Origin of the sequence: Candidatus Spongiihabitans sp., from assembly GCF_965247905.1 — a bacterium.
GTDB lineage: Bacteria > Pseudomonadota > Gammaproteobacteria > Arenicellales > Poriferihabitantaceae > Spongiihabitans.
On the sequence record NZ_OZ252047.1, the window covers coordinates 441,762 to 453,922 of the forward strand.

The 12,161-nt window shown below is 51.7% G+C and carries 14 protein-coding genes; 9 read left to right on the forward strand and 5 right to left on the reverse strand.

The window, feature by feature from the left end; all coding sequences use genetic code 11:
• Nucleotides 1-10: 10 nt before the first annotated feature.
• The 4 genes from ACP158_RS02370 to ACP158_RS02385 all read left to right on the forward strand — a co-directional run bounded on the left by ACP158_RS02370 (nucleotide 11) and on the right by ACP158_RS02385 (nucleotide 2,571).
• Nucleotides 11-1,270: a lipoprotein-releasing ABC transporter permease subunit gene (locus ACP158_RS02370; protein WP_424947387.1), complete on the forward strand. Its 1,260-nt coding sequence runs from the start codon at nucleotides 11-13 to the stop codon at nucleotides 1,268-1,270.
• Nucleotides 1,267-1,980, forward strand: a complete 714-nt coding sequence (gene lolD, locus ACP158_RS02375) for a lipoprotein-releasing ABC transporter ATP-binding protein LolD (RefSeq protein ID WP_424947388.1) — start codon at nucleotides 1,267-1,269, stop codon at nucleotides 1,978-1,980. The genes ACP158_RS02370 and lolD overlap by 4 nt, the downstream gene beginning before the upstream one ends.
• 89 nt (nucleotides 1,981-2,069) lie before the next feature.
• Nucleotides 2,070-2,198 carry a hypothetical protein gene (locus tag ACP158_RS02380; RefSeq protein ID WP_424947389.1) on the forward strand — a complete coding sequence of 43 codons (129 nt, stop codon included), beginning with the start codon at nucleotides 2,070-2,072 and terminating at the stop codon, nucleotides 2,196-2,198.
• Between the two features lie 184 nt (nucleotides 2,199-2,382).
• On the forward strand, nucleotides 2,383-2,571 hold the full coding sequence (locus tag ACP158_RS02385) for a hypothetical protein (protein ID WP_424947390.1): 189 nt from the start codon (nucleotides 2,383-2,385) through the stop codon (nucleotides 2,569-2,571).
• On the opposite strand, the gene ACP158_RS02390 is transcribed toward ACP158_RS02385, so the two are convergent.
• Complete coding sequence (locus ACP158_RS02390) at nucleotides 2,559-2,714, reverse strand: hypothetical protein (protein ID WP_424947391.1); 156 nt, start codon at nucleotides 2,712-2,714, stop codon at nucleotides 2,559-2,561. The two genes, ACP158_RS02385 and ACP158_RS02390, sit on opposite strands and share 13 nt — an antisense overlap.
• A gap of 310 nt (nucleotides 2,715-3,024) precedes the next feature.
• Between ACP158_RS02390 and ACP158_RS02395 the strand changes: the two genes are divergently transcribed.
• The 5 genes from ACP158_RS02395 (at nucleotide 3,025) to ACP158_RS02415 (ending at nucleotide 7,646) form a co-directional block, all read left to right on the forward strand.
• Nucleotides 3,025-3,147, forward strand: coding sequence for a hypothetical protein (locus tag ACP158_RS02395; RefSeq protein WP_424947392.1), 123 nt, complete (start codon nucleotides 3,025-3,027; stop codon nucleotides 3,145-3,147).
• Nucleotides 3,148-3,309: 162 nt separating this feature from the next.
• Nucleotides 3,310-3,525: a hypothetical protein gene (locus ACP158_RS02400; RefSeq protein WP_424947393.1), complete on the forward strand. Its 216-nt coding sequence runs from the start codon at nucleotides 3,310-3,312 to the stop codon at nucleotides 3,523-3,525.
• A gap of 1,041 nt (nucleotides 3,526-4,566) precedes the next feature.
• Nucleotides 4,567-6,933 carry an endopeptidase La gene (gene lon / locus ACP158_RS02405; protein ID WP_424947394.1) on the forward strand — a complete coding sequence of 789 codons (2,367 nt, stop codon included), beginning with the start codon at nucleotides 4,567-4,569 and terminating at the stop codon, nucleotides 6,931-6,933.
• A 298-nt stretch (nucleotides 6,934-7,231) separates the two neighbouring features.
• Nucleotides 7,232-7,426 (forward strand): hypothetical protein, encoded by a 195-nt coding sequence (locus ACP158_RS02410; RefSeq protein WP_424947075.1) that lies wholly within the window; start codon nucleotides 7,232-7,234, stop codon nucleotides 7,424-7,426.
• A 55-nt stretch (nucleotides 7,427-7,481) separates the two neighbouring features.
• Nucleotides 7,482-7,646: a hypothetical protein gene (locus tag ACP158_RS02415; protein ID WP_424947395.1), complete on the forward strand. Its 165-nt coding sequence runs from the start codon at nucleotides 7,482-7,484 to the stop codon at nucleotides 7,644-7,646.
• 287 nt (nucleotides 7,647-7,933) lie between these two features.
• On the opposite strand, the gene ACP158_RS02420 is transcribed toward ACP158_RS02415, so the two are convergent.
• From ACP158_RS02420 to ACP158_RS02435, 4 genes are all read right to left on the reverse strand, one after another.
• Entirely contained in the window at nucleotides 7,934-9,106 is a 1,173-nt protein-coding gene (locus ACP158_RS02420; RefSeq protein ID WP_424947396.1) for an AAA family ATPase, read from the reverse strand.
• A 68-nt stretch (nucleotides 9,107-9,174) separates the two neighbouring features.
• A complete protein-coding gene (locus ACP158_RS02425; protein ID WP_424947397.1) occupies nucleotides 9,175-9,357 on the reverse strand; it encodes a hypothetical protein in 183 nt (60 codons plus the stop codon).
• A 224-nt stretch (nucleotides 9,358-9,581) separates the two neighbouring features.
• Nucleotides 9,582-10,802: an ATP-binding protein gene (locus tag ACP158_RS02430; RefSeq protein ID WP_424947398.1), complete on the reverse strand. Its 1,221-nt coding sequence runs from the start codon at nucleotides 10,800-10,802 to the stop codon at nucleotides 9,582-9,584.
• A 203-nt stretch (nucleotides 10,803-11,005) separates the two neighbouring features.
• The gene (locus ACP158_RS02435; RefSeq protein ID WP_424948386.1) at nucleotides 11,006-12,067 is read right to left on the reverse strand and encodes an ATP-binding protein; all 1,062 of its coding nucleotides are present in this window, start codon (nucleotides 12,065-12,067) and stop codon (nucleotides 11,006-11,008) included.
• Between the last annotated feature and the right edge of the window lie 94 nt (nucleotides 12,068-12,161).

Sequence of the window (12,161 nt, forward strand, 5' to 3'; positions counted from 1 at the left end):
CGACCGCCAAGTGATCAAGCGGCTGGAACTGATGATTGGCTTGCGCTATACGCGGGCCAAGCGGCGCAATCATTTTATTTCGTTTATTTCCATGACCTCCATGCTCGGCATCGTGCTCGGCGTGTGGGCCTTGATCACGGTCATGTCGATCATGAACGGCTTTCATCAGGATCTGCGCGACCGCATCTTGTTCGTGGTCTCGCACATCACCATCAGCGATTTCGATGGCTATCTGGACGATTGGCAAGCCGTGGCCAAGCGCATCGCAAGCCAGCCCCAACTCCACAAGCAAGTCCAGGCGCAAGCGCCCTTTGTGTTGGGGCAGGGCATGATCACCAAGGGGTCGCGAGTGACCGGCGCGCTGCTTCGCGGCATCGATGCGACTAAGGAGCGCGCCGTGTCCGAGGTGCTCGACCATATCGTCGACGGCAGCCCGGAGGCGTTGCAGTCCGGCTCTTTCGGCATTATTCTGGGCATAAACCTGGCGCGCCAGTTGGGCGTTGGCGTCGGTGAAAAAGTCACCGTGGTGGCGCCCAACGGCAAGGTGACGCCGGCCGGCCTGCTGCCGCGGTTGAAGCGTTTCACTGTGGTCGGGCTGTTTGCAATCAACATGTACGAATACGATAGCGGCATCGCGCTGATGCATATCGACGACGCGGCGAAATTGCTGAGCCTGCAGGACAAGGTCACGGGGCTGCGCCTGAGGCTGAACGATGTTGAGCAAGCGCGGCGGTTTCGGATCGAGATTTCCCGGCAACTCAATGGCGAGTTTCGGGTGCGCGACTGGACCATGGAACATGCCAACTTTTTTCGCGCGCTGGAAATCGAAAAGCGCGTGGTGTTCATCGTGCTGCTGCTGATTATCGCGGTCGCCGCGTTTAACATCGTCTCGACCCTGGTCATGATTGTGACCGACAAGCAGGCGGATGTGGCCATCCTGAGGACGTTGGGCATGAGCCCGGCCAGCATCATGAAAATATTCATGATCCAGGGATCGATCATCGGCGTGGTCGGCATTATCCTGGGCGGCGTGCTTGGCGTCATCACCGCGCTCAATGTGGATGTCATCATTCCGGCGCTGGAGAATTTTTTCAACACCGAACTGTTTCCCATGGATGTGTATCTGATCACCGACTTTCCCGCGCACATGCGCTGGGCTGATGTGGCGCGGGTTATTTTCGCGGCGCTGGCGATGAGTTTTCTGGCGACCCTTTATCCGGCCTGGCGCGCGTCTAAAGTTCAACCGGCCGAGGCGTTGAGGTACGAATGAGCGCGCGCCGCGACGATAACTTGCCGAGCGCTGATTTAGTAATCGATTGCCGGCATGTTTCCAAGACCTTCGATGAAGGCCCGATGACAGTGGAGGTATTGGAGGATATCGAATTTCAGGTTGGGCGCGGCGAGCAAGTCGCGATTATCGGCGCTTCCGGGTCGGGGAAAAGCACGTTGCTGCATATTCTGGGCGGCTTGGCCGAACCGACCCGCGGCAAGGTCATGATCGACAATCAGGACGTTGCCCGCTTGTCGCAAACAGCCCGCGGCGATTTGCGCAATGCCGCGTTAGGTTTTGTTTATCAATTCCATCACTTGCTGCAGGAGTTCAGCGCGCTTGAGAATGTGGCGATGCCGTTGTTGATTCGCAACACCGGCGCCGAACAGGCGTTTGCTGCCGCGCGCGACATTCTTGAGCGCGTGGGGCTGGGACGGCGCATCGAGCATAAGCCGGCGGAGCTGTCCGGCGGCGAGCGCCAAAGAGCCGCCATTGCGCGGGCGATGGTGACCAAGCCGAAGTGCATCATGGCCGACGAGCCGACCGGCAACCTCGATTCCCATGCCGCCGATGCCATTCATGGGTTGTTGCTGGAGCTCAATCAGGAGGTCGGCACCAGCCTGATTGTGGCGACCCATAACCTAAAACTGGCGCGCAAAACCGGGCGCATTGTCAGTATTGAGGACGGCAAGCTGCACGAAAAGTCATAATGCGCCTCATTCCATGCGCTTCTGGCCTGGTTAAATCAAAAGGTTCAAGATACTATAAGCGGTCGATTTCGGATAGATTTCAGCAGATATTGACACCCATTTTCGTGGCGCATATTGAAGCGAAACTCACACTCTTTCAAAGGAGTCATCGCCTTCCGATTCACCATTATCTCCCAATCCGTCATTGCCCGGCTTGTTCCGGGCAATCCAGTTATTAAACCGTTCGGCGTAGCCGAACTCCTTATTTCGGCGGCGAAGTCGCCGACTTTGTGTCCGACTGCGTCGGACTCTTTATTCAACTGGATCCCCGCCTGCCGGCGAGGATGACGGCAGAGAGGGCGGTGCTAAAACACCACTGGAAAGGAACACACCAAGGCAGTGAATTAGTGAACACATACAGCAATGACGACCCTTATTTGCCGGGCAATCCAGTGGAATATGCCGTCTGGCGAAGCCGCCGGTTTGTGTCTGGCAAAGCCGGATGCCAAAAAGAGTCACGCTACGCGTGACAGATATTTAACTGGATTCCCGCCTGCGGCGAGAATGACGAATAAGAGTCGTCATTGCCCGGCGATGTGTTATCTGATTTGAGTATACAATCGGCTGGTCGCCGGGCCAGAGACGCCGGTGATTCGAGCGACTTTGCAAGCCTCAATATCAATGCAAAACAGGCGCAAAATCTCCCTGAATGTTGCCTCTGATATTCTTGAATGCTTTATGTATCGGTTTTTCATTGATACTATTGGGGTTTAGCACATTATAAGCACCTTTATAGTATCTTGAACCAATCAAAAAGCCATTTACCCGGCACCTTGCTGTGCTAAACTCCCAGCAGGAAACACGACTTCACTGTATTACAACACGCGATAGGCCAGGCTGGAGTTCTATGCTTCGCTGGCGGCATCGTCCACGGCTTTGTCGGCGGTGGTCGCCGCGGGTGTTTGACGGCATGGCCGGTCAAGTCCATCTCGGAATCTGGACTTTAGTCCCGCAATCTGCAATGGTTTGGCGAGGCTGAAGCCTCACTTCCGAGGGCCGTTGACGGTGACCGCGATCAACCAGGAACTGGTCCATTACCAGTGGACCTATAATCATTACCGACCACACGAGAGTTTGGATTTAATGATGCCGATGGCGTATTATCGGCATCCCACCTTGGCGACCTGATTTTGTCTCATATGTGGTGAACCCGGACAGTTCTTCAATCCCGCAATCATCGCTGTTGCATCCGCCGTCAAAAAATGTTTTACTCGGCATTCCAATCACTCACATAAAGGATTATCAAATGAACAGACCAATGACCGCCTCGCATTCGACGCCCACCAAGCCGTGAAAGACCTGCAGCACGCCGGCGCCGACGAGGCGCTGGCCGAGGCCGTGGTCAACACGATTGGGACGGCCTTAGGCGAGAGCGTGGCGACCAAGCTGGATATACAAGAGGTCAAGGCCGAGATTAAAAACAGCGAACTGCGCATGACGATTCGTCTCGGCGCGATGATGGTCGCTGTCGGCGGCCTCATCATCGCCATTATGAAACTGTTTTAGTTGGGGGCGACCGCCATGGAAGGTGGAAGTGCAGATTTTGCCGGGAGCAAAAATCGGCCAAAACCACAAACCAAAGGTGTGCGCCAGCCTCGCCGCTGGATAATGTTGCGGCTATCGCCGCGGATGTTTCACTGGATTATCGGGTCAAGCCCGATAATGACGGGTTATGGTTATGATGATTGCCGGAAGTGAGGCTGAAGCCTCACTTCCGGCCCCCTGATTTTGTCTTATATGTGGTGAACCCGGACAGCGACTATGGCGCTACTCGGAATCGTGCGAATATTTACTAGCAACCTTAACTCTGAGCCCTGAGAACGAAATGAACCTCCCGCTCCCCACTATCGCCACCATTATGGCCGCCGTGCCACTAATCATTTTGGTGTTGATTGCGTTGCACCAAGAACGCAAAGAGCGCGAAGAACGCGACCAATAACCGGCGGGCGCGACATCACCGTTGCCCACGGCCCGTCATGCCAGCGCACAGCCTGCCCTCGCGCAAGCGCGAGACGTATATTTAACTGGATTCCAACCCCTGTTTTCACAGGGGTGACGTTCTTTCGTTGGAATGACGACGGGGAGTGAAGGGCGGGCATGACGACGGAGGGATTCCCCACCATGCCCGCCGCCCGGTCCCTCGTTCCCGCCGCCACCCGCCCCGTCATTATCGGGCTTGACCAGATAATCCAGTGAAACACAAGCGGCGAAGCCGCTGACATTACCCAACGGCGAGGTCGCAGCCTGATTGTGGCGACCCATAACTTGAAACTGGCGCGCAAAACCGGGCGCATTGTCAGTATTGAGGACGGCAGGTTATACGCGAAAGAATAGTCGCTTTTCCTTAAGGTCACAGCGCTTGATCAAAGGGCTTCAGGGCAATTTGAATGAGTGTTTCAAAATCGACGCAACCCTTGTCAATTTTATCCCGGCCCCCATATCCAGTCCCATATAATCCAGGCCCCCATATCCAGGCCCCATATCCAGGCCCCATATAATCCAGGCCCCATATATCTCTTCCCGAACGAATTATAATACGCCTAATCAATGAACGACCATAGTGTTGAAAATGTAGTTAATGAACTCGCCAGGCCGGAAGACGTATTGCCTGGGGTGTTGCATTTGTTGCCGCTGGAGAAAAAACCTTTTTTCCCCGGTCAGGTATTGCCGCTGGTGCTTGATGTGCGTAGATGGAGTAAGACATTAAAAGCGATACATAAGGCCGGTCAAGGCGCCGTGGGCGTGGTTTTCACCGACGGCATCAAGCCCGAGGCATTGGCATCCAAGGACTTCAGGTCGGTCGGCACGGTCTGCAAGATCCATCATATCGAGCAACAGGAAGATCAATATCATGTTGTTCTGGCGGGATTGCAGCGTTTCAAAATCACCAGTTGGGTTTCTGAAAAACGCCCCTTTACCGTGCAAGTGCGTTATTTTCCTGAACGGAGTCCGACGGAATCCACCGAAATTAAAGCCTATACCACCGCCATCGTCAACATCATTAAGGAGTTGTTGCCGCTTAATCCGATGTATGGCGAGGAGCTGAAGATGTTCCTGAACTATTTCAGAACCGGCGAACCGGCCAGGTTGGCGGATTTTGGCGCCAGTTTAACCACGGCGAATGCGGTCGAGATGCAGGAAATACTCGAAACCATTGAGTTGTTGCCGAGGATGAAAAAGACGTTGGTGCTATTACAGAAGGAAGTTGAAGTCGCCAAGGCGCAAACCGAGATTCGCGCGCATATCGAAGGCGAAATCACCCAGCACCAGCGCGAAATGTTTTTGCGCGAGCAACTTAAATTTATTCAAAAGGAGTTGGGCATTTCCAAAGACGACCGTGAATCGGAGATGGAGACATTTCGCGGCCGATTGGAAGGGTGTGTGCTGCCAGAGCAGGCGCAAAGCCGCATTGACGAAGAGCTGGACAAACTGTCGATGCTGGAACGCGGGTCGCCGGAATATGGGGTAACCCGGAATTATTTGGATTGGTTGACCAGCGTGCCCTGGGGCAAGCACAGCAAGGATTCCCTGGATCTGAAAAATGCGGCTGTTGTGTTGGACCGCGATCATGAAGGCCTGGATGAAGTCAAACAGCGCATCCTCGAATTCATCGGCGTGGGAAAAATGAAAGGCGAGGTAGCCGGATCAATCATGTTGTTGGTGGGGCCGCCGGGCGTGGGCAAGACTTCTCTGGGTCGGTCGATAGCCGACGCATTGGGGCGGAAGTTTTTCCGATTTTCATTAGGCGGCATGCGCGATGAAGCGGAAATCAAGGGCCATCGCCGCACCTATATCGGGGCCATGCCGGGCAAGTTTGTGCAGGCGCTGCGGCAATGCAAGACCGCCAACCCGGTGATCATGCTGGATGAAATCGACAAGATCGGCGACTCTTTTCGCGGCGACCCTGCGTCGGCCTTGCTGGAAGTTCTCGATCCTGAGCAAAACCGGGATTTTCTTGATCACTATCTCGATGTCCGGGTAGATTTATCCAATGTCCTGTTTATTTGCACCGCCAACCAACTCGACACCATTCCCGCGCCATTGCTTGACCGCATGGAATCGATTCGATTGTCCGGCTATCTGGCGGCGGAAAAAATCGTGATTGCCCGCAAGCATTTGCTGCCCAGACAACTGCAACGGGTTGGCTTGAAAAAGCGCGGTCAACTTAGAATCGATACCCTGGCGATCAGAAAAATTGTTGAGCGATACGCCCGCGAAGCGGGGGTGCGCAGATTAGAAAAAATGCTGGGAACGATTGCCAGAAAGGCGGTGATGAAACTGCTTAAAAAAAACAAAGCGCCGATTCATGTTACCGCGAAAAATCTCGAACAGTATCTGGGCAAGCCGATTTTCAATGATGAAGATCGAATTGCCGGGGTTGGGGTGGTGACCGGACTGGCCTGGACCGCAATGGGCGGCGCCACCCTGGACGTCGAGGCAACACGCAGCCATAGTTTTACTCGCGGATTCAAATTAACCGGGCAACTCGGCGACGTTATGAAGGAATCGGCAGAGATTGCTTATAGCCATGTGCTTGGCAACGCGGAGGAATTTGGCATTGAGCAAACGTTTTTCAAAAACGCCATGATCCATCTGCATGTGCCGGCCGGCGCCACACCAAAAGACGGCCCCAGCGCCGGCGTCACCATGGCCTGCGCCCTGATTTCATTAGCCAAAGGTCGCGCGATCAAAAAATCCATCGCCATGACCGGCGAGATTTCACTCACCGGACAAGTGCTGCCGGTCGGCGGCATCAAGGAAAAAGTCATTGCCGCGCGCCGAATGAAAATCCGCAATCTGATCCTGCCCGAAGCCAATCGCGGTGATTTCGAGGAGCTGCCCAACTATATTACCAAGGGCATTAAAGCGAATTTTGTATCCCGCTATACCGATGTCGTCGCGCATTTGTTTTAGGGGCGGTTTTTCGGCGAAGCCGAAAATCACTGCCCCTTATCCTGCGTTAACTCGCATCAGTTTATAGCTCGCCTTAACAATAGACTAGAAAAGAAAACGCCTATCGACTGGATTAGTTTTAGTTCAAGATACTTTAAGCGGTGATTTCGGATAGATTTCAGCAGATATTGACACCCATTTTCGTGGCGCATATTGAAGCGAAACTCACACTCTTTCAAAGGAGTCCGGCCTGCGGCGAGAATGACGGGCTGGGGCGACAATGGTGAATCGGAAGGCGACGATTTCTTTTGAGAGGGCAATGGTAAATAATTGTCACGCGAAGCCTGACACTAAAACGTGCTCTGGCGTAGCCAGACTTCTTATTCTCAATGTGCCATTGGCATCTCAACTCGCCTTTGTCCTCTCAATTCACCATTGCCCTATCATTTGTCATTGCCCGGCCCATATTATTATTATTGGCCGGGCAATCCAGTTATTAAACCGTTCGGCGTAGCCGAACTCCTTATTATCGCGGCTTCGCCGCGTCTGGATTCCCGCCTTCGGCGAGAATGACGGGCTGGGATGTCATTGTCCAATTCGCCCCCAACTCGTCATTGCCCGGCCCATATTATTATTATTGGCCGGGCAATCCAGTTATTAAACCGTTCGGCGTAGCCGAACTCCTTATTATCGCGGCTTCGCCGCGTCTGGATTCCCGTCTACGGCGAGAATGACGGGCTGGGATGTCATTGTCCAATTCGCCCCCAACTCGTCATTGCCCGGCTTGTTCCGGGCAATCCAGTTATTAAACCAGCGGCGTTAGCCGCTATCCTTAATGGCGGCAAAGCCGCCGCCATTTGCGCGGCTTCGCCGCGTCTGGATTCCCGCCTGCCGGCGAGAATGACGAATGATAGGTAACAAGTGAATCGAGAGGACAAAAGCGCGTTGAGATGCCAAAGGCACATTGAGAATAAAAAGTCCGGCGGAGTTGGACTATTAATGTCGTCACGCGTAGCGTGACTCATTCTGCTGCCGGCGATCCTTTTTGCACATGCTCGCGTTGCCGGTCCAAGACATAAGTCATCAAACTCGGGATGCCCGCCTCATATAATATTGAATCTGGTGGATTCCAAATAAACTCATGGCGAATAAACGTTTGCAAATGTTCATTAACCGACTGTGTAGCCAGTGAATCGACAGGTGAATTATCTGCAATAATCTCTTTGAGCCTATCCCTTGTGGTTGTTTCCGTGTCTTGGAATACTGTCGCAATAGCAACAGCCGCCGGCAGCAGTCCAAGGTCGTCTAATGTTGCTCTGCGTTGTTCATAAAAGTTTGATCGGCGGCTTTCAATCTTTGTTCTCGCTTCGGTAATTTCTTGAGAGGTCAGTTTTTTCAGGTCTTTTTCCTTTGCCAAATCCCAAAGGGCCTCGCCCCAAAGTTGAATGAAGTAAGGATAGTGCTGGCTGTCTTCCACTACATCTTCCAAAGCATCGGCGTCCACTGTTATGCCGTCTTCCTGCAACGGCTTTACAATAGCATCCGCAGTGGCCTGCGCATCTAATCGTGCAATGCCCATTTTCGTGGAACGCTCAACAAAACTAGCGCCCACTGTGGTCAGGAAATGTGATAAGCCAGGAGTGCCGGCGAGAACCAGCAAAAAGGGTGCCTTTTTTCTTACCTTTTGGCTTACGTTTAACAAAACACGGCATAGACCGGCATCCATGGTATGTGCTTCATCCATTAAAAACACCAGTGGCCGTTTTTTACATTCTTTGATCAAAGTATTCACTAGCGCCGGACTTGCCGCTGCGTTTGACTTCCAACCAACAGAAAATATTAAGAATTTTGTCCCCCAGTGAATAGGTTTTAATAATTTTTTCCAATTCATAGGTAACAGGCAATTCCACATGTGTATTGGTTTTTTTAATTCATCCGGAGTCGCCCAACTGGTGCGTATAGGATTATGTTCCGCCCCACCTCTTTGGGCTTCAATTTCCAACCAGTTTAATAGCACGGTTTTGCCCATACCCCTGGGCCCATACATAACCATGTTGGCAGCAGGCGAATCCCCATCAGCCATGTCTGCCAATATCTGTCTGAGCCGACCCTGCTCATTTTCTCGGCCTGCCAGATAGGGCGGGCGTTGCCCATCACCTGGCTTGAACGGATTTCGTGTTCTTGTGGGTGTCATGATGGCCTCCTCATTCGCCATCCAATGCTCAATCGAGCAACTGGCTCTTCTGCATAGTATACTCTTTATTATGGAATTTCGGCGATTTTTTCCGCCTGCCGGCGAGAATGACAAATAAGGGTTGTCATTGCCCGGCTTGTTCCGGGCAATCCAGTTATTAAACCGTTCGGCGTAGCCGAACTCCTTATTATCGCGGCTTCGCCGCGTCTGGATTCCCGCCTGCCGGCGAGAATGACGGGCTGGGATGTCATTGTCCAATTCGCCCCCAACTCGTCATTGCCCGGCTTGTTCCGGGCAATCCAGTGGAATATTCCGTCCGGCGTAGCCGGACTCCTTTTATCGCGGCATCAAAGCGGCAACGCCGTTTTAGTGTCACGTTGCGCGTAACGACACTAACAGTTCGGCTACGTCGGACACAATTTTTTGTGAATTATAGTCATGTTTAACCCTTGGCAACTAAGCGCAGTTCCTTTAATCAAGGTCCGAGATCAAGGTCGCTATTGCCATTTTTAGCAGGGATTTCTTGGTTTGGTTTTGATGATCTTTCTTGCACATGCTCGCGTTGCTTATCGAGTACATATCTCATCAAACTGGGGATGCCCGCCTCGAATAATATTGAATCTGGTGGATTCCAAATAAATTCATGGCGAATAAACGTTTGCAGATGTTCATTAACCGACTGTGTAGCCAGTGAATCAGCAGGTAAATTATCTGCAATGATCTCTTTGAGATAATCCCTTGTGGTTGTTTCCGTGTCTTGGAATAGTGCCGCAATAGCAACAGCCGCCGGCAGCAGTTCAAGTTCGTCTAATGTTGCTCTGCGTTGCTCATAAAAGTTTAATCGGCGGCTTTCAACCTTTGTTTCTACTTCGGCAGTTTCTTGAGCGGTCAGTTTTTGCAGTTCTTTTTCTTTTGCCAGATCCCACAGAGCCGCGCCCCAAAGTTGAATGAAATAAGGATAATGCTGGCTGTCTTCCACTACATGTTCCAAAGCATCGGTGTCTACTGTTACGCCATCGGCATCCAACGGTTTTACGATGGCATCCGCAGTGGCCTGTGCATCTAATCGTGCAATGCCCATTTTCTCGGAGCGTTCAACAAAACTAGCCCCCACTGTCGTCAACAAATGCGATAGACCGGGCGTGCCGGCGAGTACCAGCAAAAAAGGTGCGTTTTGATTCACTTGTTGGCTTATGTTCAACAAATCCTGACAAAAACGAGAATCCATGGTGTGTGCTTCGTCCATCAACAGCACCAATGGGCGTTCTTTACATTCCTCAATTAAGACGCTTACTAAATCGTCCTCGTTATGAGCTTTTGAATTCCACACAATTTTGTTTCCAAGTGCCCCAAGTTCTATTTGCTCGGGCCAGATTTTCTTCTTCCAGTCGTCAGAAATCAATTTATTCCAGAGCAACTCTAAAGATGGAAAAATTGTCGGCGTTGTTTGAATTGCTCGTAAAGGAAGGTTATGTTTTGAAGTTTTTTCAACTTCACCCCCAACCCAATTTAACAGCACTGTTTTGCCCATGCCCCGGGGCCCATACATCACTATGTCGGCGGCAGGAGAATCTCCATCAGCCATATCTGCTAATATCTCTCTAATCCGACCCTGCTCATTTTCCCGACCGGCCAGATAAGGCGGGGTTGCTCCTCTACCCGGCCTAAACGGATTCCGTATTTTTTTAGGTGTCATAACCAACGCCTCATTCGCTATTTAATAGGTTATCAGAACAACCAACTAACTCTTGCAGTGTATACTCTTTTTATGGAATGTCGGCGAGGATGACGAATGATAGGTAACAGTGAATCGAGAGGACAAAAGCGCGTTGAGATGCCAAAGCACCGAGAACAAGTCCGGCGGAGTTGGACTATTAATGTCGTCACGCGTAGCGTGACTCATTCTGCTGCCGGCGATGCTTTTTGCACATGCTCGCGCTGCCGGTCCAAGACATATCTCATCAAACTCGGGATGCCCGCCTCGTATAAATCTGTGTCCGGCGGATTCCAAATAAACTCATGGCGAGCAAGCGTTTGCAGATGTTCATTAACCGACTGTGTAGCATGTGAATCGGCAGGTAAATTATCTGCAATAACATCTATGAGCGTGGCCCTTGTGGTTGTTTCCGTGTCTTGGAATACTGTTGCAATAGCAACAGCCGCCGGCAGCAGTTCAAGTTCGTCTAATGTATTTCTGCGTTCTCCATAAAAGTTTGATCGGCGGTTCTCAATCTTTGTTTCTACTTCGGCAATTTCTTGAGAGGTCAGTTTTTGCAGGTCTTTTTCCTTTGCCACATCCCAAAGGGCCTCGCCCCAGAGTTGAATGAAGTAAGGATAATGCTGGCTGTCTTCCACTACATGTTCCAAAGCATCGGCGGCGATGTGTACGCCATCGGCATCCAACGGCTTTACAATGGCATCAGCAGTAGCCTGCGCTTCTAATCGTGCAATGCCCATTTTCTTGGAACGTTCAACAAAACTAGCGTTCACTGTAGTCAGAAAGTGTGATAGCCCAGGAGTGCCGGCGAGAACCAGCAAAAAGGGTGCATTTTGCCGCGCTTGTTGGCTTATATTCAACAAGCCCTGACAAAAACGAGAATCCATAGTGTGTGCTTCATCCATCAACAGCACCACTGGGCGCTCTTTACATTCTTCAATCAAGGCACTGACTAAATCGTCGTCGTCGGGAGCTTTGGAATTCCACACAATTTTGTTTCCACCTGCCCCTAATTCGATTTGATTGGGCCAGAGTTTCTTCTTCCAGTCATCAGAGATCAATTTGTTCCAGAGAGACTTTAAAGATGGAAAAATTGTCGGGGTAGATTGGACTGTCCGCAAGGGACGATTGTCCTGCGCGGTCTTTTCAACCTCATTTTCTAGCCAGTTTAATAGTACTGTTTTGCCCATACCCCGGGGGCCATACATGATTATTTCTGTACCAGGTGACCTTCCGGCAGACATTCTTGCCAATCTCTGTTTGAATTGCTCCTTTTCATTTTCCCGCCCGGCGAGATGGGGCGGGGATTCTCCCGGACCCGGATTAAACGGATTAAAA